We start from the raw sequence: 24,892 nt of genomic DNA, 5'->3' as shown, positions 1-24,892 counted from the left end.
GGGATTTTCTGTCGTATTGCAAACACCCTGTAGGAGCTGCGGCACGCTGCGATCTTTTGATCTTAAAGATCAGGATCAAAAGATCGCAGCGTGCCGCAGCTCCTACCGGGGAGCGTGTCAGGCAGTGGCGGCCATGGCATGCCGGCGATGGTGCACATCCAACTGATCCTTGATCACCTTCAGCACCCTGGCTTCATGCTCATGAATGAAAAAGTGCCCGCCGGCGAGCATGTCCACGGAGAAGCTGCCAAGGGTTTCCTTGCTCCAGCCGATCAGTTGTTCGGTGGTGGCGCGGTCGGTGGTGCCGCCCAGTACGTGGATCGGACATTTGAGCAGCGCACGCTGAACCGGGCGGAACGTGCCGCACAACAGGAAGTCGGCGCGCAGGATCGGCAAGGTCAGGCTCATCAACTCGGCACTGGCCAGCACCTCCTCGCTGGTGCCATTGAGGGTGCGCAACTGCTCGATCAGTTCGGCGTCGGTTTTCGGCTCGGCGAAACCACGGTCATAGTCGCTGCGCATCGTCGGCGCTGCGGTGCCCGAGGCGAACAGCGCCACCGGCTCCGGCAGGCCCAGCGCCCGCAACGCATGCGCCAGCTCACAGGCCAGCAAGGCGCCGAGGCTGTGGCCGAAGATCGCGTACGGCGCGCGCAATGCCGGTTGCAGCTCAGCGGCCAATTGTCGGGCCAGGGTGCGCATGTCGGTTTGCAGCGGTTCGCTGAACCGCGCGCCGCGTCCCGGCAGTTCCACCGGTTGCAGCGTCAGCCACTGGGGCAGTTTGCGCCGCCAGCGACTGTAGACCATCGCACTGGCGCCCGAATAAGGAAGGCACAGCAATGTCAGCTGAGTCACCCGGCTTACCTCGAAAAGTTGTCTGTATAAAAGAACGAAGACAACCTTGCGCAAATTAGCCCTGCACCTCGGCAAACGTTATTTCAGATGACGGAAACTCTGCACCGCCGAGCCAAGCACCACGGCCCCGGCGACAATCGCCAGCCAGAACCCGCTGCGCGCGCCGAAGGCATCCACCAGTGCACCAGACCCCGCCGCCCCCAGCGCCACACCGATGCTCAGACCGGTCACCAGCCAGGTCAGGCCTTCGGTGAGCTTGGCCGGCGGCACGATGCGTTCGACCAGCGCCATGGCGACAATCAGCGTCGGCGAGAAGAACAGCCCGGCGACAAACACCGCCAGTGACAGCCCGAAAATATTGCTCGCCAGCAACAGCGGCAGCGTGGTCACGGCGGTCGCGATGCCGCCATACAGGAACAGGCGTGGCAACGGCAGTTTCGAGCGCATCGCGCCGAAGGCAATACCGGCCAGACAGGAACCGATGGCGTACACCGAGAGCACGATGCTCGCCGCTGCCGGCTGCCCCTGTTGTTGGGCGAACGCGACGCTGACCACATCGACCACGCCGACGATCACGCCCATGGCGACCATCAACGCCAGCAGCCATTGAATGTCGATGGAACGAATGATCGAACCCTGTTGTTGCGATTCCTGCGGATGCACCGCCGGCTCGGTGCTGCGCTGGGCGACAAACGCCGTCACGCCGATCGCCAGCGCCAGCAGCGCCGCCAGTGGCCCGGCCTCGGGAAACGCCACCACGCACAGCCCCACCGACAGCGGCGGGCCGACGATGAAACAGACTTCATCGAGCACCGATTCCAGCGCATAGGCCGTCTGCAATTGCGGCTGGCCGCGATAGATCTCGGTCCAGCGCGCCCGCACCATCGCCGACATGCTCGGCATGCAACCGGCCAGCGCGGCAAAGATGAACAGCGTCCAGGTCGGCGCCTGCAAGCGCGTGCACAGCAACAACATCAGCAACGCTCCGCCGCCGATCAACGCCGACAGCGGCAGCACCTTGCCCTGACCGAAGCGGTCGACCAGACGTGACACCTGCGGCGCGCAAAACGCCGTGGCCAAGGCAAACGTCGCCGCCACCGCACCGGCCAGCGCATACCCGCCCTTGAGTTGGGAGAGCATGGTGATCACGCCGATGCCGGTCATGGAAATCGGCATGCGCGCGATCATTCCGGCGAGAACAAAATTTCGCGCACCGGGGGCGGTGAACAATTCGCGGTAGGGGTTTGCCATGGGTTGCAGCCTCATCAAGGGCCGCCAAGTTGCCATAGGGTCGGGTGGCGTGGAAGCGCGCAATTGTTGGTGGAATGTGAAGCCCCTGAAGATCAAAAGACCGCAGCCTTCGGCAGCGATCTTTTGATCTTTGTTACTGAACTCTCCCGGCTTGCGACCAGTCAGCTAAATAGGCCCTCACCCAAGGCACGACTTCGCATGCAGATCTCCCTCACCCGACAAGTAGCCCTGGTCACCGGCGCCAGCGCCGGCATCGGTCACGCCGCCGCCAAAGCCCTGGCCGCTGCCGGTGCCGCGGTGGTCATCAACTACAATCGTCAAGCTGAACCCGCCGAAGCCCTCGCCCGGCAGATCATCGCCGACGGCGGTCAGGCGCTGGCCATCGCTGCCGACGTGTCGCAGGAAGACGAGGTCGAACGGCTGTTCGCCGAGACCCTCGAGGCGTTTGGTTCGCTGGACATTCTGGTGGCCAATTCCGGCCTGCAAAAGGATGCGGCGGTCGTGGACATGAGCCTCGAAGACTGGAACACGGTCATCGGCGTCAACCTCACCGGCCAGTTCCTCTGCGCTCGCGCCGCGCTGCGGATTTTCAACCGCCAGGGCGTGCGCGAAGGCGTGTCCCGGGCGGCCGGCAAAATCATTCACATGAGCTCGGTGCACCAGCGCATTCCGTGGGCCGGGCACGTCAACTACGCGGCATCCAAGGGCGGCGTCGATCAGTTGATGCAGACCTTGGCCCAGGAAGTCAGCCATCAGCGCATCCGCATCAACGGCATCGCGCCGGGGGCGATTCGCACGGCGATCAATCAGGAAGTCACCGAAGGCGCCGCCGCTGAAAAACTGCTGGAGCTGATCCCCTACGGACGCATCGGTGATGTCGAAGACGTGGCCAACGCGGTGGTGTTTCTCGCCTCCGACGCCGCCGACTACATCGTCGGCACCACCCTGTTCATCGACGGCGGCATGAGTCTTTATCCGGAGTTTCGCGGCAATGGCTGAGCATCACCTCGAACGACAAAGTCCGATCGACGCCCACGGCATCATCGGCGACATGCGCAGTGCGGCACTGGTCAACGACAGGGGCAGTGTGGATTTTTTCTGCTGGCCGGAGTTCGACAGTCCATCGATCTTCTGTTCGCTGCTGGACACCCCCGACGCCGGGATTTTCCAGCTCGCGCCGGACCTGCCCGACGCGCGCCGCGAGCAGATCTACCTGCCGGACACCAACGTGCTGCAGACCCGCTGGCTCAGCGACGATGCGGTGGTGGAAATCACCGACCTGCTGCCGGTGGGCGACAGCGAGGATGACCTGCCGATGCTGATGCGTCGGGTGCGGGTGGTCAGCGGCCAGGCCACCTTTCACCTGCGCTGCGCGGTGCGTCACGACTACGCCCGCGCCAAGACCCGAGCGCAAAGGGACCAGCAATCGGTGATTTTCAGCGCCGAGGGCCAGCCGTCACTGCGTCTGGTAGCGGATCAGGCGCTGCACATTGATGGCGCATCGGCCGTCGCGACGTTCAGTTTGCAGCAAAACGAAACCGCCGAATTCATCCTCGGCGGCGCCGATGATCCACGCTTGCGCAATGACGCTGCCAAATTGTGCCTGGAACGCACGCTGAAGTTCTGGCGCGACTGGAGCCGCCAGTCCAACTACCGTGGGCGCTGGCGGGAAATGGTCAATCGCTCGGCACTGGCACTGAAGCTGCTGACCTCACGCAAGCACGGCGCGATCCTCGCCGCCGCCACCTTCGGCCTGCCGGAAACCCCCGGCGGCGAGCGCAACTGGGATTACCGCTACACCTGGATCCGCGATGCGTCGTTCACGGTCTACGCGTTCATGCGCCTGGGCTTTGTCGGCGAGGCCAACGCCTACATGAGCTGGCTGCGCGGGCGGGTCAGCGATTGTCGGGGCCGTCCGATGAAACTCAACATTCTGTACGCCGTCGACGGTCGTCAGGAATTGCCGGAAACCGAGCTCACGCACTTGTCCGGGCACGGCGGCGCGCAACCGGTGCGCATCGGCAATGGCGCGTATGAACAGATTCAGCTGGATATCTTCGGCGAGCTGATGGATGCGGTGTATCTGGTCAACAAATACGGCGACGCGATTTCCCACGAAGGCTGGAAACACGTGAGCGAAGTCGTCGATCAGGTGTGTGAGACCTGGCAGACCAGCGATGTAGGCATTTGGGAAATGCGCGGTGAGCAGCACCACTTCCTGCACTCGCGATTGATGTGCTGGGTAGCGCTGGACCGGGCCATTCGCCTGGCCTCGAAACGCTCACTGCCGGCACCGTTCGCCCAGTGGGACCAGACCCGCCAGGCGATCTACAGCGACATCTGGGACAACTTCTGGAACGAGGAGCGCGGGCATTTCGTCCAGTACAAGGGGGGCACCGCGCTCGATGGTTCGATGCTGCTGATGCCGCTGGTGCGTTTCGTCAGTGCCAAGGACCCGCGCTGGTTGTCGACCCTTGAAGCCATCGAAAAGCATCTGGTGCGCGACGGCATGGTCTATCGCTACCGCAACGACGACAGCAACATTGACGGCCTGACCGGCACTGAAGGCGCGTTTGCCGCCTGTTCGTTCTGGTACGTCGAGTGTCTGGCCCGCGCCGGCCAGGTGGAAAAGGCCCATCTGGAGTTCGAACAACTGCTGCGCTATGCCAACCCGCTGGGGTTGTACGCCGAAGAGTTCGACAACCATGGCCGGCATCTGGGCAACACCCCGCAGGCGCTGACGCACCTGGCGTTGATCAGTGCGGCGAGTTTTCTGGATCGGCGTTTGAGCGGGGAAAAGAGTGAGTGGCAGCCGTAATATTCGACGCAAGCTGTAGGAAATCTCTCAGCCAATAGCCACGCTACAGGATCATTTCCTACACACATTGAAGCGCAGCGCAAAATCCTGTGGTGAGGGGGCTTGCCCCCGTTGGGCTGCGAAGCAGCCCAAATTCCTTCGACCAATGCCCCCCAGATGTACCGCAGCGTCTGGCTTGACGACTGCTGCGCAGCCGAACGGGGGCAAGCCCCCTCGCCACAAGAAATGGAATCAGGGCTTACAAGGTTTCAACAATCCGGCCTACAAACCTTCAATGCCCCGAGTTCATCCCTCCCCCGCAACCTGCACTTACACCCAGAAATACCTTGTTGCCAGCTGTTACATCCCCCCCTACCATCCACCGCAACGGGCACAGCGGAGCTGTCCAATAAAACCCGAATTCAAGGAACCAGAATGACCCAGCACGTCCATCGCACCATCGCCACGCCCCTGCGCACCGGCCTGACCCGCACCCAACTCTGGGAAGCCGCCGACAAAGGCCTGATCAAATGCTGGGAAATCGGTCGCCAGCGCGCCGCCCGCTTCCCCGACCTCGCCCAAAAATGCCTCGCCGGCGAACTGCCGGTGCTCGGCTGGAAAGGCGGCGTGAGCCGCAGCCTGAAGAAAAACGAGAAATACGGTTCGCTCAAATACCTGGCGCAGTGGCAGGGCTTGCGTGGCGAAGATCTGGATATTGATCTGGGCGAGGAACGTGCGCTGACCTGTTCGCGGACGAAGATGCGAGTGACGTTTACTCCGGATCGGACGAAGTATTTCAATCAGGTGGCGGAAGCTGAGGCTTAAGGAGAAGCAGCGGTACTGACGCCGGCAAGTGACGCTTCCCCTGTGGCGAGGGAGCTTGCTCCCGCCGGGTTGCGAAGCGACCCCATACTTCAATGGACCTGCTACGCAGTCCTGCGGGAGCAAGCTCCCTCGCCACAAAAGAATGGTCTAGTGTTGCTTGACGCCCATTGCTGTGGAGTCTGCCGTGTCTGACATTCAACGTGTACTGACACCGAACTTGACCGTTGCCTTTGAACAGCACGGCCCGTCCAACGGTGACGCGGTCATATTGCTGCATGGCTTCCCCTACTCGCCTCGGGCGTACGATGAAGTCGCCCCCGCCCTTGCCGCCAAGGGTTATCGGGTGATCGTCCCGTATCTGCGCGGTTACGGGCCGACCCGCTTCAACCACCCCGAAACATTGCGCTCCGGCCAGCAAGCAGCCCTCGCTCAAGACTTGCGGGAGTTGATGGATACACTGGGTATCGAACAAGCCACGCTGTGCGGTTACGACTGGGGCGGTCGTGCGGCCTGCATTGTCGCGGCGCTGTTTCCCGAGCGGGTGCGCGGGTTGGTGACGGGGGATGGCTATAACGTGCAGGACATCGCCAATTCGACCCGGCCACTGGATCCCGAGACCGAGCACCGCTATTGGTACCAATACTATTTCCACACGCCACGCGGCGTAGCGGGGCTGACGGAAAATCGGCAGGCGTTCTGTGAACTGCTCTGGAGATTGTGGTCACCGACCTGGGCACGCAACGCCGAACGTTATCCGCTGAGCGCTCCGGCCTTCGACAACCCGGACTTCGTTGACGTGGTGATTCATTCCTACCGTCATCGCTTCATGTACGCCGCAGGCGATCCGGCGCTGCAATGGATGGAAGACGCGTTGATCCGACAACCGCCGATCAGCGTGCCGACTATTTCCCTGTGCGGTGCTGACGACGGGGTCGGGCCGGCGCCAGAAGAAGATGAAGATGCGCACCACTTCACCGGGTTTTACGAGCGACGGGTATTGGCCTGTGTCGGCCACAACATTCCCGAAGAAGCACCGCAGCAAACCCTCAAGGCATTACTGGATCTGCTCCAGCACTGACCGAAAACCGCTCCCGATACGCCTGCGGCGTCACGCCAATCGCCCGCAGAAAACTGCGGCGCAATGTCTCTTCACTGCCAAACCCACAGTTGGCGGCGATGCGTTTCAACGGCAGCCCGGTGTCGCTGAGCAAGCGCCGGGCGGTTTCGACGCGGATCAGTTCGATGGCGCGGGCCGGGGTCTGGCCGGTGTCGGCGCGGTAGTGCCGCACGAAACTGCGTTCGCTCATGCCGGCCTGTTCGGCGAGGGTCGGCACGCCAAGGTCGCAGGTGAGGTTTTCGGCAATCCACGCGTGCAGGTCATCGAAACGATTGCCCTGATTTTGCAACGCCAGGGTCACGCTGAATTGCGACTGACCGCCCGGGCGTTTGAGGAACACCACCAGATGCCGGGCGACGTCGAGGGCGATGTCGCGCCCCAGATCCTCCTCGACCATCGCCAATGCCAGATCGATGCCGGCGGTGACGCCCGCCGAGGTCCAGACCGGGCCGTCGTTGATGAAGATCGGATTGGCTTCGACCTGCAGTTTCGGATGCTGACGCGCCAGTTGCTCGCAACGGGTCCAGTGGGTGACCACGCGACGCCCGTCGAGCCAGCCGCTGGCGGCCAATAGAAAAGCGCCGGTACACACCGAGGCCACGCGTCGGCATTTCGCCGCGTGCTCACGCACCCAGTCCACCAGCGCCAAGTCCTCGGCCGCCGGGTAAATGCCCCAGCCACCGGCGATGATCAAGGTATCGCTGGCCTGCTGCGGCAACGGCTCGGCGAGCACCGCCAGCCCGGCTGACGACATCACCGCCCCGGCCTCACTGGCAATCACCGACGGTGCATACGGCACGGGCAAGCCGCGCTGGCGGGCGATGTCGTTGGCCGAGGCGAACACTTGCAACGGGCCGGTGACGTCGAGGATCTGCATGTTGGCAAACGCGAGTACGTGAATGGCTTTGGGCATTTGGCGTAATTCGTGGGGTTATTGGCGTATACGCCAGAACCTACGCGCCTACAGTGAAGCCGTCCACCCCTCAAATGGAGAAATACACCATGACGTTGCAGATCGGTTTTCTGTTGTTTCCACAGGTGCAGCAACTGGACCTGACCGGTCCTTATGACGTGCTGGCCTCGCTGCCGGACGTGCAGGTGCACCTGATCTGGAAAGATCTGGTGCCGGTCACCGCCAGCACCGGCCTGCTGCTGAAACCGACCACCACCTTCGACGACTGCCCGGATCTGGATGTGATCTGCGTGCCCGGCGGCGCGGGTGTCGGCCCGTTGATGGAGGACGAGCGCACGCTGAGTTTCATCAAGCGTCAGGCGGCGCAGGCCAAGTATGTGACGTCGGTGTGCACCGGTTCGCTGGTGCTTGGCGCCGCCGGGTTACTGCGTGGCAAGCGCGCAACCACGCACTGGGCCTATCACGAACTGCTGCCAAAACTCGGCGCGATCGCGGTGCAGGACCGGGTGGTACGCGACGGCAATCTGTTTACCGGTGGCGGGATTACGGCGGGGATCGATTTTGCATTGGTGCTGGCCGAGGAACTGGTGGGGGCCGATGCGGCGCAGTTGATTCAACTGCAACTGGAATATGCGCCGGCGCCGCCGTTTGAATCGGGCAGCCCGGATACGGCACCGAGCGCGATCGTCGATGAGGCCCGTGATCGTGCAGCGGCATCGTTGAAGACACGCACGGCAATTACTGAACGAGCAGCAGTGAAACTCAATTTGAGCTAAACCTCCTTCGTTCAATGTAGGAGCTGCCGCAGGCTGCGATCTTTTGACTTTGTTTTGAAGATCAACATCAAAAGATCGCAGCCTGCGGCAGCTCCTACAGGGAGGATTGCGGCGTGTCACAGTTTCCCGCCACACCTTTACTTGTCCCCAGGCCCCCACCCGTGTAGAAAGCCCTTCCACAGAATTCTGCACAAGGACTTTCGATGAAGGTGTTGCCATGGCTCTATCTGGCACTTCTCAGCCTCGGTTATGGATTGGCGTTGAGCTTCGGCCAACTCGGCTGGCTCGCGCTGATCTCCTTCGGATTGTTGCTGGTGGCCGGTTTCGCCGTGCGCCAACAGCAGGTGCCGGTGGCGCGGGTGCTGGGGCACGCTCTGTTTATCTTCCTCGCCCTGTCGCTGGCGCTGCACTGGTTGCCGGGGTTCGACAACGGCCGGGCCATCGCCCCGCTGCGGTTCACCGATGACGCCGTGCCGTTCGCGATGTACCTGAACCTGGACAAACCCTTGCTCGGCTTCTGGCTGTTGCTGGCCTGCCCATGGATTGTCGCGGCGCGCTCGCTGCGTCTGACGGCCTGCGCCAGCGTCCTCGCCCTGGCGTTGAGCGCAGTCCTGGCACTGGGCGGCGCGCTGTTGTTCGGCATGATTGCCTGGGCGCCGAAGTGGCCCGATCAGGCGTGGCTGTGGCTGCTGAACAATCTGTTGCTGGTGACACTGGTCGAGGAAGCACTGTTTCGCGGCTATATACAGGGCGGTTTGAGCCGCCTGTTCAAGCACCTGCCCCACGGCGATAACCTCGCCCTGCTACTGGCGTCGCTGATCTTTGCTCTGGCGCATCTGGGCGCGGGATGGCACTGGGTGCTGCTGGCGGGTCTGGCGGGTGTCGGCTATGGTCTGGCCTACCGTTTTGGTGGCCTTGCTGCGGCGATCGCCACGCACTTTGGGCTGAACCTGCTGCATTTTGCGCTGTTCACCTATCCGATGCTGGCCGGTTGAAGCAAGAGCGGTTTTGCGACGCCGTACTTATATCTGAAAAAAAACTTCAATAATTTCCTGGCAGCGCCGACAACCTTTCAAAGCCTTGCGGATTGAAAAACCATGCGTAATAACCAGCCCATTACACAACGCGAACGGACTTTCCCGGCTCAGCAGCGGTTGATTTCCACAACCGACGCCAAGGGCGTGATCACCTACTGCAACGACGCTTTCGTCGAAATCAGCGGGTTTTCGCGTGAAGAGCTGATCCGTGCGCCGCACAACCTGGTCCGTCACCCAGACGTGCCGGCGGCGGTGTTTTCGCACATGTGGGGCACACTGAAACAAGGCTTGCCATGGATGGGCATTGTCAAGAACCGCTGCAAGAGCGGTGATCACTACTGGGTTAACGCCTACGTGACACCGGTGTTCGACGGCAGTCAGGTGATCGGTTACGAGTCGGTGCGGATCAAACCCACCGCCGAACAGATCCGCCGCGCCGAAGCGCTCTACCAACGCATCAACCAGGGCAAGTCGGCGATCCCTTCCAGCGACAAATGGCTGCCGGTGCTGCAGGACTGGCTGCCGTTCATTCTGGTCAGCCAGCTGAGCTTCGTGATCGGCGCGACCCTGAACTCGCAATGGGGCTTCGCCCTCGCCGCCGGTCTGTCGGTTCCGCTGGGCCTGATGGGCCTGCAATGGCAGCAGCGCGGGCTCAAACGCCTGCTGCGCCTGGCTGAGCAGACCACGTCCGACCCGCTGATCGCGCAGATGTACACCGACAGCCGTGGCGCCCAGGCGCGTCTGGAAATGTCGATCCTCAGCCAGGAAGCGCGTCTGAAAACCTGCCTGACCCGTCTGCAGGACACCGCCGAACACCTGACCGATCAGGCCAAACAGTCCGACACCCTGGCGCACAACAGCTCCAGCGGCCTGGAACGTCAGCGCGTGGAAACCGAACAGGTCGCCACCGCCGTCAACCAGATGGCCGCGACCACTCAAGAAGTGGCGAGCCATGTACAGCGCACCGCCGACGCCACCCAGGAAGCCAATCGCCTGACCGGTCGCGGCCGCGACATCGCCGGCGAAACCCGTGAAGCCATCCAGCGTCTGTCGGTGGTGGTCGGCGAAACCGGCCTGACCGTCACTCAACTGGCCAAGGACAGCGACGAAATCGGCGGTGTGGTCGACGTGATCAAGGGCATTGCCGACCAGACCAACCTGCTCGCCCTCAACGCCGCCATCGAAGCCGCACGTGCCGGCGAGATGGGCCGAGGTTTTGCCGTGGTGGCTGACGAAGTGCGTCAACTGGCGCAGCGCACCAGCGAATCCACCGGGCAGATCCATGCCCTGATCGCCAAGCTGCAGCAGACTGCAAGCAGCGCCGTGCAAACCATGGAAGCCGGACACCGCCAGGCGGAAGAAGGTGTGGCGCGGGTGCTGGAAGCGGATCAGGCACTCGTCGGTATCAGCGAAGCGGTAGCCAACATCACCGACATGACCACACAGATTGCGGCGGCGACCGAAGAGCAAAGTGCGGTGGCTGAGGAGATCAGCCGCAACATCAGCAACATTTCGGAACTGGCGGATCAGACTTCCGAGCAAGCGCATAACTCGGCGTTGCTGAGTGAAGAGCTGACCAAGACTGCCAATACGCAGTATTCGTTGGTGGAGCGGTTTAACCGCTAAAAGCAAAAGATCGCAGCCTTCGGCAGCTCCTACAGGAACCTGCATTCCAATGTAGGAGCTGCCGAAGGCTGCGATCTTTTGATCTTGCTGGTCCCTCCCCAAAAAACCGGGCAGCGAAAGCTTCCGGTTTTTTTATTGCTTGCGCTACCTGTCAGATCTGACAGTAGACGAACATCTGTTCGAGCGGGTATCAAGAGAAACCGTAATTGCAGTCGGTTGTAACACCTCCTCTTACTCGAAAAGGCAGGTATGACAATGACCACTCAAGTTATTTTTCTCCCGAAAGAAAAGCCACTAGTGCTAGTGCGCGATGACACATTTCAATGGAGATTGGGCGGTAAACAGAAAACAGCCAAATTCAGATCTTTCTATCAGGGCGAGTTTTTGGGTGAGCCGTATTGGGCCATTGATGGTGGAACGGGAAATTTCGACGATGAAAGCTATTTTGCTTTCTCCCTGACTCTGCCCTACCAATCCGATGAGGCACTCACAGGCACCTATAACCTCAGCCACGGGCTGACATTTGGACATAGCCATTGGATCCCTGCACCGCCGGGTTTTATCGGAATGGCTAGGGTAACCGCCGACTCGGCGACCCTCAGCATCAAATATGACACTAAAACGGACATTGCTACGGGATCATTCGAGGCCGTGTTCAAAAGTCATCGCTATCGTCTGAACCCCAAGGGGATTTTCACCATGACGAGGCTGAGACCGCCTGAAGCCAACTAACACTGGCTGGGTTGAGCGCTGCAACTGCGGGCAAGTACCCTTCGAGGTACATCGAAAAGATGACACCGTGCAGGAGTTGCCGCGGTGGTGATCTTTTGATCTTGAAAGCCCGGACAGCGAGAGCTTCCGGGCTTTTTGTTGCCTGTCTGAAATTGATGCTACCTGGCAGGCCACCATCGCGAACAGGCTCACTCCTACAGGGGCACGCGCAGCTTATCCAGCAGTCGATTGACCAGCAGCTCGTTCAGCATGATCAGCTGTTGCAGCGCCAGCAGCGGTTGACGCTCCGGGCCGCTCACGGAGTTGGCGATGTTGCCGGCCATGGCTTTGGCCGAGGACAGCGATTCACAGGCTTCGACGAGCAGGGTTTCGTCATCCAGTGTGGGATCGACAAGGTAGATGGGACGAGTCTTGGGCGGCGCTACCAGAGCTTCGGGTCTGAGGTAGTAGTCGAGGGCGCGATCCGTTGCCTCTTTGGTCTTCTGAGACTCAAGCGCTGGGTCGTGGGGGATTGGGTCAGTGTGCGGTGGGTTGGGTGTGATTTTGAACATGGATGAACTCCTATCGCAGATTTCAAGGAGCCATCACCCTCGCTACCAAACGAGGGTGGCGGCCATACGCGGGTTGGTAGACCGGCTGCAATAGGAACCCGGCGCTCACGAATGAGCCCCACGCATGACCACCATAAAACCGAGCCCCCAAAAAGGGACTGCATACGGTGTCGCCATACAGCTATTACAGACGGGCTACCAAACCCGATCACTGTTTTTCAGTGACAGGGAAACGATATCGCCCACTGCATGGCCGCGTAAGCCGGCGGATTCTGGCGTAGGCGTAGGTAACGGCGCAAGGCGTTGTAGCCTTTATGGCGTAACGGTTCGTGTAATTTAAACAGGGCATGAAGTGCCGGGAATTGCCCTCAATTTCGATGGTGTCTGGTCCGCCGCTTTCGCGAGCAAGCTCGCTCCCACAGTTGGATTGGGTACACCCAGTAGAAATGGGGCGGCTGGCAGGCCGCCATCGCGAGCAGGCTCACTCCTACAGTTGAATTGGGTACATCCGGCAGAGATTGGTCGGCTGGCAGGTCGCCTTCGCTGGCAGGCCAGCTCCCACAGTTGGATTGGGTACACCCAGTAGAAATGGGGCGGCTGGCAGGCCGCCATCGCGAGCAGGCTCACTCCTACAGTGGGAATGGGTGGGGTCAGTTAGAGATTGGTCGGCTCGTAGGCCGCCATCGCTGGCAGGCCAGCTCCCACAGAAATCAACAGCACACCGCTTCTGCTCTTCACCACTCAACAGGATGAGCGCAAGCTCGGCTGCAGCTTTTGATCTTGATCCACGGGCGACATCGGAAGGCCTCGTTCCGGGATTCATCCGGGGGTGGGAGCGCAGCGACCGTTTGGCGCAGCCAAACACAGCGAGAGGAGGTGCAGCGAAGCAAACCGTAGACGATGCGCCCGGATGGATCCCGGAGCGAGGGAACCCCGAGCCCCAGCGAGCGGGCCGCACGTAGGAGCAAGCGTTTTTTTGCTTACTTTTTTTAGGCGTTTGTAAAAAAAGTGAGTCGCCGTCAGGGCGAAACCCTAAGCCGCCGTTACCGCAGCAACGGATATACACCCCAAGTGAAGCCTCACCGAAGAAACCCAGCCACACGCCCAGCCGCACGGGCCAAATGCTCCTCATGCGTAAACCCCGAAACCTTCAAAGGCTTCAAATCATGATCCCCAGCCGCCAACCAAAACACCTCAATCTCAGGCGATAACGTGTAAGCCTCGACAGCCTCGCGATTGCCCAACGCATCCCGCTCCCCCTGCACAATCAAAGCCCGAGTCCGCAAACCCGCCAAATGCTCAACCCGAGGCCTCTCCGGCTTCCCCACCGCATAAAACGGATACCCCAGACACACCATCGCATCAACACCCAACTCATCCGCCACCAAACTCGCCATCCGCCCGCCCATCGACTTGCCGCCAATGGCCAAAACCCCAGTGACATGACGCCGCACCTCGGCATAAACCTCACGCCAGCATTCTTGCAATTTCCCAGCAGGATTCGGCGGCCGCTTCACCCCATCCACCCGCCGCTGCGCCATATACGGAAACTCAAACCGCAACACGTTGATACCAAGCCCGGCAAGGCGCCCAGCCATATCGTTCATCCAGTCGCTATCCATCGGCGCACCAGCACCGTGGGCCAGGATCAACGTCGCCGCAGCCTCGCCCGACGCGGCATCCCAAAGCCACCCATGATCACGCACACACTGCGCCCATTGATCCCCGTCAATACTGGCCTTGTGCTGTTTGTCCATGCTTGCCTCGCTTTTAGTCTGCCTATAACTCCAGACGAAGGATTCGCGGCGTTCTCGCGCGCGCTCACTTCGGCTGAACCGTGGATGGGGAACCATGAACACTTCTATCAGTACCGCCTACAACTACAAGGTGGTCCGCCAATTCGCCATTATGACGGTGGTGTGGGGCATCGTCGGCATGGGGCTCGGGGTTTTTCTCGCCGCCCAATTGGTCTGGCCTGAACTCAACTTCAATTTGCCATGGACCAGTTTCGGCCGTCTGCGCCCGCTGCACACCAACGCGGTGATCTTCGCGTTCGGTGGCTGTGCGCTGTTCGCCAGTTCGTTCTACTCGGTGCAGCGCACCTGCCAGACGCAGCTGTTCGCGCCAAAAATCGCCGCGTTCTGCTTCTGGGGCTGGCAACTGGTGATCCTCCTGGCGGCGATCAGCCTGCCACTGGGCTACACCAGTTCCAAGGAATACGCCGAGCTGGAATGGCCGATCGACATCCTGATCACCATCGTCTGGGTCGCCTACGCCATCGTGTTCTTCGGCACGATCATGCAGCGCAAAACCAAGCACATCTATGTGGGCAACTGGTTCTTCGGCGCGTTCATCATCACCGTAGCGATCCTGCACATCGTCAACAACCTTGAATTGCCAGTGAGTTTCACCAAGTCCTACTCGGTGTACGCCGGTGCAACCGACGCGATGGTGCAATGGTGGTACGGCCACAACGCCGTGGGTTTCTTCCTCACCGCCGGTTTCCTCGGGATGATGTACTACTTCGTGCCGAAGCAGGCCGAACGTCCGGTGTATTCGTATCGCCTGTCGATCGTGCACTTCTGGGCTTTGATCACCCTGTACATCTGGGCCGGCCCGCACCACTTGCACTACACCGCGCTGCCGGACTGGGCGCAGTCGCTGGGCATGGTGATGTCGCTGATTCTGCTGGCACCGAGCTGGGGCGGCATGATCAACGGCATGATGACCCTCTCGGGCGCCTGGCATAAGTTGCGCAGCGACCCGATCCTGCGTTTCCTCGTGGTGTCGCTGGCGTTCTACGGCATGTCGACCTTCGAAGGTCCGATGATGGCGATCAAGACCGTCAACGCCCTCTCCCACTACACCGACTGGACCATCGGCCACGTGCACGCCGGCGCTCTGGGTTGGGTGGCGATGATTTCCATCGGCGCGCTGTACCACATGATCCCGAAAGTCTTCGGCAAAGAGCAGATGCACAGCATCGGCCTGATCAACGCGCACTTCTGGCTCGCGACCATCGGCACCGTGCTGTACATCGCGTCGATGTGGGTCAACGGCATCGCTCAGGGCCTGATGTGGCGCGCAGTGAACGAGGACGGCACGCTGACCTACTCCTTCGTCGAAACCCTGGTGGCCAGCCACCCAGGCTTCATCGTGCGACTGGTGGGCGGCGCGATCTTCCTCAGCGGCATGTTCCTGATGGCTTACAACACCTGGCGCACCGTGCGGGCCTCGCAGCCTGCTGATGTCGTTGCTGCCGCGCAGATGGCCTGAGGAGTCCGCCATGAAACACGAAACGATTGAAAAGAACGTCGGCCTGCTGATGCTGCTGATGGTGTTCGCCGTGAGCATCGGCGGCCTGACCCAGATCGTCCCGCTGTTCTTCCAGGACGTCACCAACAAACCGGTGGAAGGCATGAAGCCCTACACCGCGCTGCAACTGGAAGGCCGCGACATCTACATCCGCGAAGGCTGCGTCGGTTGCCACTCGCAGATGATCCGGCCGTTCCGTGCCGAAACCGAACGCTACGGGCACTACTCGGTGGCCGGTGAAAGCGTCTGGGATCACCCGTTCCTGTGGGGCTCCAAGCGTACCGGTCCGGACCTGGCCCGGGTCGGCGCGCGCTACTCGGATGACTGGCACCGCGCGCACTTGTACAACCCGCGCAACGTCGTGCCGGAATCGAAAATGCCGGCCTACCCGTGGCTGGTGACGCAAGCGGTCGACAGCAGCCACACCGAAACCAAGCTCAAGACCATGCGCACCCTCGGCGTGCCGTACACCGACGACGACATCAGCGGCGCGGTGGCCAGCCTCAAGGGCAAGACCGAAATGGACGCCCTCGTCTCCTACCTGCAAGTGCTCGGCACTGCGATCAAGAGCAAGAGGTGAGCCATGGTCATTGAAATGAGTGCAGGCCTGATTCGCGGCCTCGGCACCGTCGTGGTGTTCGTCGCCTTCGTCGGTTTGACCCTATGGGTGTTCAACCGCAAGCGTACCCCGGAGTTCGCCGAAGCGCGCCTGCTGCCGTTCGCCGACGAGCCGCAACCCGACACTACCCCAGCATCTGAGACAAGGAGTACCCGGCCATGACCACCTTCTGGAGTACGTGGATCTGCGTACTGACCATCGGCAGCCTGATCGGCCTGACATGGCTGCTGATCGGCACCCGCCGGGGCGAGACCAAGGGCAGCGTCGATCAGACCATGGGCCACAGCTTCGACGGCATCGAGGAGTACGACAACCCGCTGCCGCAGTGGTGGTTCATGCTGTTCGCCGGCACGCTGGTGTTCTCCGTGGGCTACCTGATCCTGTATCCGGGCCTGGGCAACTGGAAAGGTGTCCTGCCCGGCTACGAGGACGGCTGGACCGGCGTCCACGAGTGGGAAAAGGAAATGAACAAGGCCGACGCCAAATTCGGACCGATCTTCGCCAAGTTCGCCGCCATGCCGGTGGAAGAAGTGGCGAAGGATCCGCAGGCGCTGAAAATGGGTGGCCGGCTGTTCGCCTCCAACTGCTCGGTGTGCCACGGCTCCGACGCCAAGGGCGCCTTCGGTTTCCCTAACCTGGCCGACAAGGACTGGCGTTGGGGCGGCAGTGCCGAGACCATCAAGACCACCATCATGGGTGGACGGATGGCGGCGATGCCGGCCTGGGGCGAAGTGCTCGGTGAGGCGGGCGTGAAGAACGTCGCGGCGTATGTGCGTCACGAGCTGGCCGGCCTGCCGCTGCCCGCCGACAGCAAGGCGGACCTGCAAGCCGGACAGCAAGCGTTCAGCACCACCTGCATCGCCTGTCATGGCGCAACCGGGCAAGGCACTGAAGCCATGGGGGCGCCGAATCTGACGCACCCGGCCGGATTTATCTATGGCACCAGCCTGACGCAGCTTGAGCAGACCATCCGCCATGGCCGCCAGGGTCACATGCCGGCGCAGAACGAACTGCTGGGCAACGATAAAGTGCAATTGCTCGCCGCATATGTATACAGCCTTTCAAAAGATAGTGATCAATTGAGCGACAAGCTTCAAGCTGAAAACTCCAAGTAAAATCAACAAAACTGTATACAAACCTGCAGGCGACTTGAACCATCTTGTCGCTTGCAGCTTTCAGCTCGCAGCTGCTTCTTTTTGTCGCACCCCGTCACACCCTCTCCTTTCGGATCCCCCGATTCGGGTCTACGCTTGCACGATGCGGACTGGCCCGTGCCGGTTGCAGGTCGACCTTGAGCGATGTGTTCGACAAATCGCCTGACTGACAGGGCGCAAAGCCCGGTAGATACCGGCTGTCGCGCCAATGACCGTCCGTCACCCGATCACTGCGTTCGAACACACCCCGTTACAACTGACCTGAACCCCTCGCTTTTTTCGTCCGCTGCGACATTTTGTCCGAGGCCAATTTTGTCCTTACGCGGCGTATGGAAAGGCCGCAGAATCAGCGTTGGAAAGCATTGACCCAGGTCATGGCGCGTTGCAATGACCCCTTGCTCTCTGCATACTTGCGGCCGATTTTAATCCTAATAAAACACCTAAACCGTGGAACCTTAGAATGAGCACAGCAATCAGTCCGACTGCTTATAACTATAAGGTAGTCCGCCAGTTCGCCATCATGACGGTGGTCTGGGGGATCCTTGGCATGGGGCTCGGTGTCTTCATCGCCTCGCAACTGGTCTGGCCGGAGTTGAACTTCGGTCTGCCGTGGACGAGCTTTGGACGCCTGCGCCCGTTGCACACAAACCTGGTGATTTTCGCCTTCGGTGGTTGTGCACTGTTTGCCACTTCCTACTATGTCGTGCAGCGAACCTGCCAGACGCGACTGATCTCCGACAGCCTCGCCGCCTTCACCTTCTGGGGCTGGCAAGCGGTCATAGTCGGCGCAATCATCACCTTGCCGCTGGGTTACACCACCACCAAGGAATACGCCGAACTGGAATGGCCACTCGCGATTCTGCTGGCCATTGTCTGGGTCTCCTACGGGCTGGTGTTCTTCGGTACCATCACCAAGCGCAAGACCAAGCACATCTACGTCGGTAACTGGTTCTACGGCGCATTCATCGTCGTGACCGCGATGCTGCACATCGTCAACCACGCGTCCTTGCCGGTCAGCCTCTTCAAGTCCTACTCCGCCTACTCGGGCGCGACCGATGCGATGATCCAGTGGTGGTACGGCCACAACGCCGTGGGTTTCTTCCTGACCACCGGCTTCCTGGGGATGATGTACTACTTCGTGCCGAAACAGGCCGAACGTCCGATCTACTCCTATCGCCTGTCGATCGTGCACTTCTGGGCACTGATCACCCTGTACATCTGGGCCGGCCCGCACCACCTGCACTACACCGCACTGCCGGACTGGGCACAATCGCTGGGCATGGCAATGTCGATCATCCTGCTGGCACCGAGCTGGGGCGGCATGATCAACGGCATGATGACCCTCTCGGGCGCCTGGCATAAGCTGCGCACCGACCCGATCCTGCGCTTCCTCGTGGTTTCCCTGGCGTTCTACGGCATGTCGACCTTCGAAGGTCCGATGATGGCGATCAAGACCGTCAACTCGCTCTCGCACTACACCGACTGGACCATCGGCCACGTACACGCCGGCGCTCTGGGCTGGGTGGCGATGATCTCGATCGGCGCGGTCTACCACATGATCCCGAAACTGTTCGGTCGTGCGCAGATGCACAGCGTCGGCCTGATCAACGCGCACTTCTGGCTCGCCACCATCGGCACCGTACTGTACATCGCGTCGATGTGGGTCAACGGCATCACTCAGGGCCTGATGTGGCGTGCAATCAACGATGACGGCACCCTTACCTACTCGTTCGTCGAAGCGCTGCAGGCCAGCCACCCGGGCTACATCGTCCGTGCCCTGGGCGGTGCATTCTTCGCCAGCGGCATGTTCCTGATGGCTTACAACGTCTGGCGCACCGTGCGCGCCTCGAACCCGGCTGAAGCCGAAGCCGCCGCCCAGATCGCTGTCGTTGGAGCTCACTGATGAAGCATGAAGCTGTCGAGAAGAACATTGGCCTGCTGGCCTTCTTCATGGTCATTGCCGTCAGCATTGGCGGCCTGACCCAGATCGTTCCGCTGTTTTTCCAGGACGTCACCAACAAGCCGGTCGAAGGCATGAAGCCGCGCTCGGCGCTGGAACTGGAAGGCCGCGACGTCTACATCGCCAACGGCTGTGTCGGCTGCCACTCGCAGATGATCCGTCCGTTCCGTGCCGAAACCGAACGCTACGGCCACTACTCGGTCGCCGGTGAAAGCGTCTGGGACCACCCGTTCCTGTGGGGCTCCAAACGTACCGGTCCGGACCTGGCCCGGGTTGGCGGTCGTTACTCCGATGACTGGCAGCGTGCGCACCTGTACAACCCGCGCAACGTGGTACCTGAGTCGAAAATGCCGGCTTACCCGTTCCTCGTGGAAAACAAGCTCGACGGCAAAGACACGGCCAAGAAGATGGAAGTGTTGCGCACGCTCGGCGTCCCTTACACCGACGAAGACATCGCCGGTGCAAAAGATGCCGTGAAGGGCAAAACCGAAATGGACGCGCTGGTGGCCTATCTGCAAGGCCTGGGCACCATCATCAAAAGCAAACGGTGATTCTTAATGGATATCGGGATGATTCGTGGCCTGGGCACCGTCGTTGTGATGGTGGCCTTCATCGGTCTGGCGCTGTGGGTGTTCAGCCCCAAGCGCAAGTCGGAGTTCGAAGACGCGACCTTGCTGCCTTTTGCGGATGATCCCGAAGCCATCAAGCACGTCGAGCAAGCTTCTAGGAGTAACAAAGAATGACTACATTCTGGAGTCTGTACGTCACAGTCCTCAGTCTCGGTACGATCTTTTCCCTGACCTGGCTGCTGCTGTCGACCCGCAAGGGCCAGCGTAGCGAACAGACGGAAGAGACCGTGGGCCACTCCTTCGACGGGATCGAGGAGTACGACAACCCACTGCCGAAATGGTGGTTCATGCTGTTCGTGGGCACCATCGTGTTTGCACTGGGTTATCTGGTGCTGTACCCGGGCCTGGGCAACTGGAAAGGCCTGCTGCCGGGCTACAACTACCTCGATAACGACAAGCAGACGGCGTTCGCCAACGGCCAGACCGGCTGGACCGGCGTGCATGAGTGGGAAAAGGAAATGGCTCGTTCGGACGCCAAGTTCGGTCCGATCTTCGCCAAGTTCGCGGCGATGCCAATCGAAGAAGTCGCCAAGGACCCGCAAGCACTGAAGATGGGCGGCCGTCTGTTCGCCTCCAACTGCTCGGTGTGCCACGGTTCCGACGCCAAGGGCGCCTATGGCTTCCCGAACCTGACTGACGCCGACTGGCGCTGGGGCGGCGAACCGGAAACCATCAAGACCACCATCATGGGCGGTCGTCACGCGGTGATGCCGGCCTGGGCCGAAGTGATCGGCGAACAAGGCGTAGCCGACGTGGCGGCCTTCGTGGTCACCCAGCTCGACGGCCGCAAGCTGCCGGAAGGCACCAAGGCTGACCCGGCCAACGGCCAGAAGCTGTTCGCCGCCAACTGCGTGGCCTGCCACGGTCCGGAAGGCAAAGGCACCCCGGCCATGGGCGCGCCCAACCTGACCCACCCGGCCGCGTTCATCTACGGTTCGAGCTTCGCGCAGCTGCAGCAGACCATCCGTTACGGCCGTCAGGGCCAGATGCCTGCACAGGAACAACTGCAAGGCAACGACAAGGTGCACTTGCTGGCGGCCTATGTTTACAGCCTGTCCCACGGTGACAAACCCGCGGAAGCCGAGGCCCAGTAAAGCCAACGCCTGACGCAGGAAAAAGCCCCCGCCAGTGACCTGGCGGGGGATTTTTTATGGTCGATTGGCCCAGATCGACTTCACCGGCACTGTGGCGACCGGCTTACGATTGCGCCACTGATTACCCTCGACCAGGCTCACCTCCAGTTGCTTGCGGTCCGTGGAAAAACTGGCGGTCAGGTAGGTCTGCTGCGACGTCGCACCACTGAGGAACATCGGCACGCTCCCCAGGTAAGTCTTGCTGCCACCCTCGGCGTGGAAATGGCCCGCGAATATTGCCGTCACCTCATACCTTTCGATCATTTCGCGAAAACGCTTTTCCTGATCCCAACTGCCCGCCCAGTCATAGGGTTTGTGCATGTTGATAATGATCGCGTAGCCCTGCACTCGCGCCATTCGCAAATCATTCTCCAGCCAATCCAGCGACTGCCTGATATCGAATGTTGTCGGGTTCAGCGCGTGGGAAATCCTTACCTGGTAAGTCGGTTCATTATTCAGTTGTACCAGATGCACTTCCCCGATGTTCTTTGAATAAGCCAGACTGCCAAGATAGAGCTTATTCAGGAAACTGCCGCTCACTTCAAGATCGAACTGATCGACTTTATCAACGTGATGATCGCGATAATCGACAATACTCCCCGCCGCACAACTTTCACTAAAACAGTCGCCCACATTGTTCTGGTAATCATGATTACCCAGGCCATAGAGATAGTGATCACCAAAGTGCTTCTTCAGCATCGTCCCTACAAACGAACGCTGCCAGCCGTGGCCGAAAGCGGTCATGTCGCCGTTGATCATCAATGGCACGGCAGCCTGTCCGCCCATCTCGCTGCGAAACTGCGCAATACTCGCGAACTGGCTTTCCACCAGCCACTTCGAACGCTTGTCGAAGTCCGCGCTCGACTCATCTTCACCACTGTCCGATTTTTCCGTCCACGGGTATTGCGGGTCTGAGGCAAATACCATGTGCTGCGGAACGCTTTCATTGGCACTGGCGAAAGAGGCCAGCGATAACAGGCACAAACCAGCGAAAAGCTTTTTAACTTCCTTGATCTTCATAACATTCCATTATTCCGTTAATTATCAAACTTGAACATGCAACCCAGCGATTGCAGAACAGCCACCAAGCTATTCGAAAGCAATAAGAATTTAAAACCCATTAATTAACTAATGATATTTCCACAACATGGGTACAGCCCTTGAAATTAATACTTTGAGACACATGCCTGATGGACTCTATTCACCTTGCTCTGTAGGGTCCTCCACAGCCCGATGACCCGCATCGGAGCCACTTCAAGGATGAAGCCGCTATGCTGAATGACGACGAAACCCATCAATCGGTTGAGCACACACTCACGGAAATCGATCACGCCCCCCAATCATCGGACGCCCCCGAGGAATCCGTGGCCCTGGCCACGCGCGAACGAGAAGTGAGCGGCAGCGCCAAAACTGTCCATACTCAACAAGTCAATTGATCTGCATCAGGCTTTACCGCATTCGCTACACCAATAACGCTTTTTTCCCAACGCGACCAAAGGTCGCACCCTTGAGTTAGGGCGACAGGCGTATCATTGCGCCACTGCAAGATCTCTTTCTGACCGCGGTCGGCATGTATCGACCGAGGCATTTTTCCACTGCCGTGGGATGCAATGATGAGCAACCAGATTCCGCTACACGACGTTACACCGCCCAGCAAGAACGCGAACAACAGCGTCGATCTTTACGCCTCTCGAGAAAAAATCTACACCCGTGCTTTCACCGGCCTGTTCCGCAATCTGCGGATGATGGGCGGTGCCGCCCTGTTCCTGTTGTATTTCGGTACGGTGTGGCTCAACTGGGGCGGCCATCAGGCCGTATGGTGGAACCTGCCGGAACGCAAGTTCTTCATCTTCGGCGCGACCTTCTGGCCGCAGGATTTCATTCTGCTTTCCGGCCTGCTGATCATTGCCGCGTTCGGCCTGTTCTTCATCACCGTTTACGCGGGTCGCGTCTGGTGCGGTTACACCTGCCCGCAAAGCGTGTGGACGTGGATCTTCATGTGGTGCGAGAAGGTCACCGAAGGCGACCGCAACCAGCGCATCAAGCTCGACAAGGCGCCGATGAGCGGCAACAAGTTCCTGCGCAAGCTCGCCAAACATTCGTTGTGGCTGCTGATCGGTTTCGTCACCGGCATGACCTTCGTCGGCTACTTCTCGCCGATCCGCGAACTGGTCTTTGAGTTTTTCACCGGCCAGGCCGATGGCTGGTCGTACTTCTGGGTCGGTTTTTTCACCCTCGCCACCTACGGTAACGCCGGCTGGCTGCGCGAGCAGGTGTGCATCTACATGTGTCCGTACGCGCGTTTCCAGAGCGTGATGTTCGACAAGGACACCCTGATCGTTTCCTACGATCCGCGTCGCGGCGAAAGCCGTGGCCCGCGCAAGAAAGGCGTCGATTACAAGGCCCTGGGCCTGGGCGACTGCATCGACTGCACCATGTGCGTCCAGGTCTGCCCGACCGGTATCGACATCCGCGACGGCCTGCAGATCGAGTGCATCGGCTGCGCCGCGTGCATCGATGCCTGCGACGCGATCATGGACAAGATGGACTACCCGCGCGGGCTGATCAGCTACACCACCGAACACAACCTGTCAGGCCAGAAAACCCATAAACTGCGGCCACGCCTGATTGGCTATGCGGTAGTGCTGCTGACGATGATCAGCCTGTTGGTGACGGCGTTCTTCATGCGTTCGCTGGTCGGCTTCGACGTCAGCAAGGACCGTGTGCTGTACCGCGAGAACGCCGAAGGCCGGATCGAAAACGTCTACAGCCTGAAGATCATGAACAAGGATCAGCGCGACCACACCTACGTGCTGGAAGCCGCCGGTCTGCCGGATCTGCGCCTGCAGGGCAAACGCGAGATCAAGGTCCCGGCCGGTGAAATCTTCAGCATGCCGGTGGAGTTGTCGAGCGCACCGGAACAATTGCCGTCGAGCACCAACGAGGTGAAATTCATCCTCAAGGATGCCGACGACGACAGCGTTCACGTTGAAGCCAAGAGCCGATTCATCGGCCCACAAACCCGTTGAGAGAACTGAACATGCCCGCAGCAAACGCCGCCAGCCCTTGGTACAAGCACCTTTGGCCATGGATCATCATCGCGATTCTGGCCTGTTCGGTGACCCTGACCCTGTCGATGGTGACCATTGCGGTGAACAACCCGGACAATCTGGTCAACGACAACTATTACGAGGCCGGCAAGGGCATCAACCGTTCACTGGATCGCGAGTTGCTGGCGCAGAACCTGAAGATGCGCGCCAGCGTGCACCTGGATGACCTCACCGGCGAAGTCGACCTGCGCCTGAGCGGCGACAGCCAGCCGAAAACCCTGGAACTGAACCTGATCTCGCCGACCCAGCCGGAGAAGGATCGCAAGATCGTCCTGACTCGCAGCGAAACCGAAACCGGTCGCTACATCGGCCAGCTGGGCGATAAGGTCGAGGGCCGCCGGTTTGTCGAGTTGCTGGGTACTCAGGATGATCACGTGTGGCGCATGTTCGAAGAAGAACTGGTCAGCCATGACAAGGATCTGCTGCTGGGAGATGAACCCCTGCAGGGCGCCGAAGACCTGAAAAAATAAACCGAACCCTGTAGGAGCTGCCGCA

25 protein-coding genes are annotated in these 24,892 nt (G+C 60.3%); 19 read left to right on the top strand and 6 right to left on the bottom strand.

From position 1 onward, the window contains the following. Nucleotides 1–117: 117 nt before the first annotated feature. Together NN484_RS11010 and NN484_RS11005 are read right to left on the bottom strand one after the other, a co-directional pair. Nucleotides 118–852: a thioesterase II family protein gene (locus tag NN484_RS11010; protein WP_215501049.1), complete on the bottom strand. Its 735-nt coding sequence runs from the start codon at nucleotides 850–852 to the stop codon at nucleotides 118–120. A gap of 78 nt (nucleotides 853–930) precedes the next feature. Continuing rightward, entirely contained in the window at nucleotides 931–2,103 is a 1,173-nt protein-coding gene (locus NN484_RS11005) for an MFS transporter (RefSeq protein WP_274659094.1), read from the bottom strand. Nucleotides 2,104–2,301: 198 nt separating this feature from the next. Between NN484_RS11005 and NN484_RS11000 the strand changes: the two genes are divergently transcribed. The 4 genes from NN484_RS11000 to NN484_RS10985 all read left to right on the top strand — a co-directional run bounded on the left by NN484_RS11000 (nucleotide 2,302) and on the right by NN484_RS10985 (nucleotide 6,803). Next, on the top strand, nucleotides 2,302–3,102 hold the full coding sequence (locus tag NN484_RS11000; protein ID WP_127652155.1) for a glucose 1-dehydrogenase: 801 nt from the start codon (nucleotides 2,302–2,304) through the stop codon (nucleotides 3,100–3,102). Beyond that, nucleotides 3,095–4,921, top strand: a complete 1,827-nt coding sequence (locus NN484_RS10995; RefSeq protein ID WP_274659093.1) for a glycoside hydrolase family 15 protein — start codon at nucleotides 3,095–3,097, stop codon at nucleotides 4,919–4,921. The genes NN484_RS11000 and NN484_RS10995 overlap by 8 nt, the downstream gene beginning before the upstream one ends. Before the next feature lie 414 nt (nucleotides 4,922–5,335). After that, complete coding sequence (locus tag NN484_RS10990) at nucleotides 5,336–5,725, top strand: hypothetical protein (protein ID WP_127652157.1); 390 nt, start codon at nucleotides 5,336–5,338, stop codon at nucleotides 5,723–5,725. Between the two features lie 184 nt (nucleotides 5,726–5,909). Continuing rightward, nucleotides 5,910–6,803: an alpha/beta fold hydrolase gene (locus NN484_RS10985; protein ID WP_274659092.1), complete on the top strand. Its 894-nt coding sequence runs from the start codon at nucleotides 5,910–5,912 to the stop codon at nucleotides 6,801–6,803. On the opposite strand, the gene NN484_RS10980 is transcribed toward NN484_RS10985, so the two are convergent. Then, on the bottom strand, nucleotides 6,772–7,755 hold the full coding sequence (locus NN484_RS10980; RefSeq protein WP_215501052.1) for a GlxA family transcriptional regulator: 984 nt from the start codon (nucleotides 7,753–7,755) through the stop codon (nucleotides 6,772–6,774). The two genes, NN484_RS10985 and NN484_RS10980, sit on opposite strands and share 32 nt — an antisense overlap. 89 nt (nucleotides 7,756–7,844) lie before the next feature. On the opposite strand from NN484_RS10980, the gene inhA reads away from it, so the two are divergent. The 4 genes from inhA to NN484_RS10960 all read left to right on the top strand — a co-directional run bounded on the left by inhA (nucleotide 7,845) and on the right by NN484_RS10960 (nucleotide 11,926). Then, nucleotides 7,845–8,531, top strand: a complete 687-nt coding sequence (gene inhA, locus NN484_RS10975; RefSeq protein ID WP_274659091.1) for an isonitrile hydratase — start codon at nucleotides 7,845–7,847, stop codon at nucleotides 8,529–8,531. A 203-nt stretch (nucleotides 8,532–8,734) separates the two neighbouring features. Beyond that, nucleotides 8,735–9,526 carry a CPBP family intramembrane glutamic endopeptidase gene (locus tag NN484_RS10970; protein ID WP_274659090.1) on the top strand — a complete coding sequence of 264 codons (792 nt, stop codon included), beginning with the start codon at nucleotides 8,735–8,737 and terminating at the stop codon, nucleotides 9,524–9,526. 102 nt (nucleotides 9,527–9,628) lie between these two features. Further along, the gene (locus NN484_RS10965; RefSeq protein ID WP_127652162.1) at nucleotides 9,629–11,194 is read left to right on the top strand and encodes a methyl-accepting chemotaxis protein; all 1,566 of its coding nucleotides are present in this window, start codon (nucleotides 9,629–9,631) and stop codon (nucleotides 11,192–11,194) included. Between the two features lie 255 nt (nucleotides 11,195–11,449). Next, nucleotides 11,450–11,926 carry a hypothetical protein gene (locus NN484_RS10960; protein WP_215501054.1) on the top strand — a complete coding sequence of 159 codons (477 nt, stop codon included), beginning with the start codon at nucleotides 11,450–11,452 and terminating at the stop codon, nucleotides 11,924–11,926. A 194-nt stretch (nucleotides 11,927–12,120) separates the two neighbouring features. Here the strand turns inward: NN484_RS10960 and NN484_RS10955 are convergent, their stop codons facing one another. Then, entirely contained in the window at nucleotides 12,121–12,477 is a 357-nt protein-coding gene (locus NN484_RS10955) for a DUF6124 family protein (protein ID WP_274659089.1), read from the bottom strand. A gap of 1,079 nt (nucleotides 12,478–13,556) precedes the next feature. Next, nucleotides 13,557–14,234, bottom strand: a complete 678-nt coding sequence (locus tag NN484_RS10950) for an alpha/beta family hydrolase (protein WP_274659088.1) — start codon at nucleotides 14,232–14,234, stop codon at nucleotides 13,557–13,559. Nucleotides 14,235–14,328: 94 nt separating this feature from the next. Between NN484_RS10950 and ccoN (NN484_RS10945) the strand changes: the two genes are divergently transcribed. The 8 genes from ccoN (NN484_RS10945) to ccoP (NN484_RS10910) all read left to right on the top strand — a co-directional run bounded on the left by ccoN (NN484_RS10945) (nucleotide 14,329) and on the right by ccoP (NN484_RS10910) (nucleotide 21,248). Next, a complete protein-coding gene (gene ccoN / locus NN484_RS10945) occupies nucleotides 14,329–15,753 on the top strand; it encodes a cytochrome-c oxidase, cbb3-type subunit I (RefSeq protein WP_041067879.1) in 1,425 nt (474 codons plus the stop codon). A gap of 10 nt (nucleotides 15,754–15,763) precedes the next feature. Next, on the top strand, nucleotides 15,764–16,372 hold the full coding sequence (ccoO, locus tag NN484_RS10940) for a cytochrome-c oxidase, cbb3-type subunit II (protein ID WP_003223389.1): 609 nt from the start codon (nucleotides 15,764–15,766) through the stop codon (nucleotides 16,370–16,372). A 3-nt stretch (nucleotides 16,373–16,375) separates the two neighbouring features. Next, nucleotides 16,376–16,573, top strand: a complete 198-nt coding sequence (locus tag NN484_RS10935; protein ID WP_102358145.1) for a cbb3-type cytochrome oxidase subunit 3 — start codon at nucleotides 16,376–16,378, stop codon at nucleotides 16,571–16,573. Continuing rightward, nucleotides 16,570–17,526 carry a cytochrome-c oxidase, cbb3-type subunit III gene (gene ccoP, locus NN484_RS10930; protein ID WP_274659087.1) on the top strand — a complete coding sequence of 319 codons (957 nt, stop codon included), beginning with the start codon at nucleotides 16,570–16,572 and terminating at the stop codon, nucleotides 17,524–17,526. Before NN484_RS10935 ends, ccoP (NN484_RS10930) begins: the two co-directional genes overlap by 4 nt. Before the next feature lie 499 nt (nucleotides 17,527–18,025). Continuing rightward, nucleotides 18,026–19,468 carry a cytochrome-c oxidase, cbb3-type subunit I gene (gene ccoN, locus NN484_RS10925; RefSeq protein ID WP_127652054.1) on the top strand — a complete coding sequence of 481 codons (1,443 nt, stop codon included), beginning with the start codon at nucleotides 18,026–18,028 and terminating at the stop codon, nucleotides 19,466–19,468. After that, entirely contained in the window at nucleotides 19,468–20,076 is a 609-nt protein-coding gene (gene ccoO / locus NN484_RS10920) for a cytochrome-c oxidase, cbb3-type subunit II (protein WP_024164411.1), read from the top strand. Before ccoN (NN484_RS10925) ends, ccoO (NN484_RS10920) begins: the two co-directional genes overlap by 1 nt. A 6-nt stretch (nucleotides 20,077–20,082) precedes the next feature. Continuing rightward, nucleotides 20,083–20,268 carry a CcoQ/FixQ family Cbb3-type cytochrome c oxidase assembly chaperone gene (locus tag NN484_RS10915; RefSeq protein ID WP_003175465.1) on the top strand — a complete coding sequence of 62 codons (186 nt, stop codon included), beginning with the start codon at nucleotides 20,083–20,085 and terminating at the stop codon, nucleotides 20,266–20,268. After that, nucleotides 20,265–21,248: a cytochrome-c oxidase, cbb3-type subunit III gene (ccoP, locus tag NN484_RS10910; protein ID WP_127652053.1), complete on the top strand. Its 984-nt coding sequence runs from the start codon at nucleotides 20,265–20,267 to the stop codon at nucleotides 21,246–21,248. The genes NN484_RS10915 and ccoP (NN484_RS10910) overlap by 4 nt, the downstream gene beginning before the upstream one ends. 54 nt (nucleotides 21,249–21,302) lie before the next feature. Here ccoP (NN484_RS10910) and NN484_RS10905 read toward each other — a convergent pair whose 3' ends face one another. Then, complete coding sequence (locus NN484_RS10905) at nucleotides 21,303–22,307, bottom strand: metallophosphoesterase family protein (RefSeq protein WP_274659086.1); 1,005 nt, start codon at nucleotides 22,305–22,307, stop codon at nucleotides 21,303–21,305. A gap of 251 nt (nucleotides 22,308–22,558) precedes the next feature. Between NN484_RS10905 and NN484_RS10900 the strand changes: the two genes are divergently transcribed. The 3 genes from NN484_RS10900 to NN484_RS10890 all read left to right on the top strand — a co-directional run bounded on the left by NN484_RS10900 (nucleotide 22,559) and on the right by NN484_RS10890 (nucleotide 24,867). After that, the gene (locus NN484_RS10900; protein WP_215501060.1) at nucleotides 22,559–22,723 is read left to right on the top strand and encodes a hypothetical protein; all 165 of its coding nucleotides are present in this window, start codon (nucleotides 22,559–22,561) and stop codon (nucleotides 22,721–22,723) included. 177 nt (nucleotides 22,724–22,900) lie between these two features. After that, complete coding sequence (gene ccoG, locus NN484_RS10895) at nucleotides 22,901–24,316, top strand: cytochrome c oxidase accessory protein CcoG (protein WP_274659085.1); 1,416 nt, start codon at nucleotides 22,901–22,903, stop codon at nucleotides 24,314–24,316. 11 nt (nucleotides 24,317–24,327) lie between these two features. Beyond that, entirely contained in the window at nucleotides 24,328–24,867 is a 540-nt protein-coding gene (locus tag NN484_RS10890) for a FixH family protein (protein WP_127652048.1), read from the top strand. The last annotated feature ends 25 nt before the right edge of the window (nucleotides 24,868–24,892 follow it).

Source organism: Pseudomonas serboccidentalis (assembly GCF_028830055.1).
In the GTDB taxonomy this organism is placed as follows: Bacteria; Pseudomonadota; Gammaproteobacteria; order Pseudomonadales; family Pseudomonadaceae; genus Aquipseudomonas; species Aquipseudomonas serboccidentalis.
The sequence above is the reverse complement of the archived record's forward strand: the minus strand, read 5'-3'. Positions and strand labels throughout refer to the sequence as shown.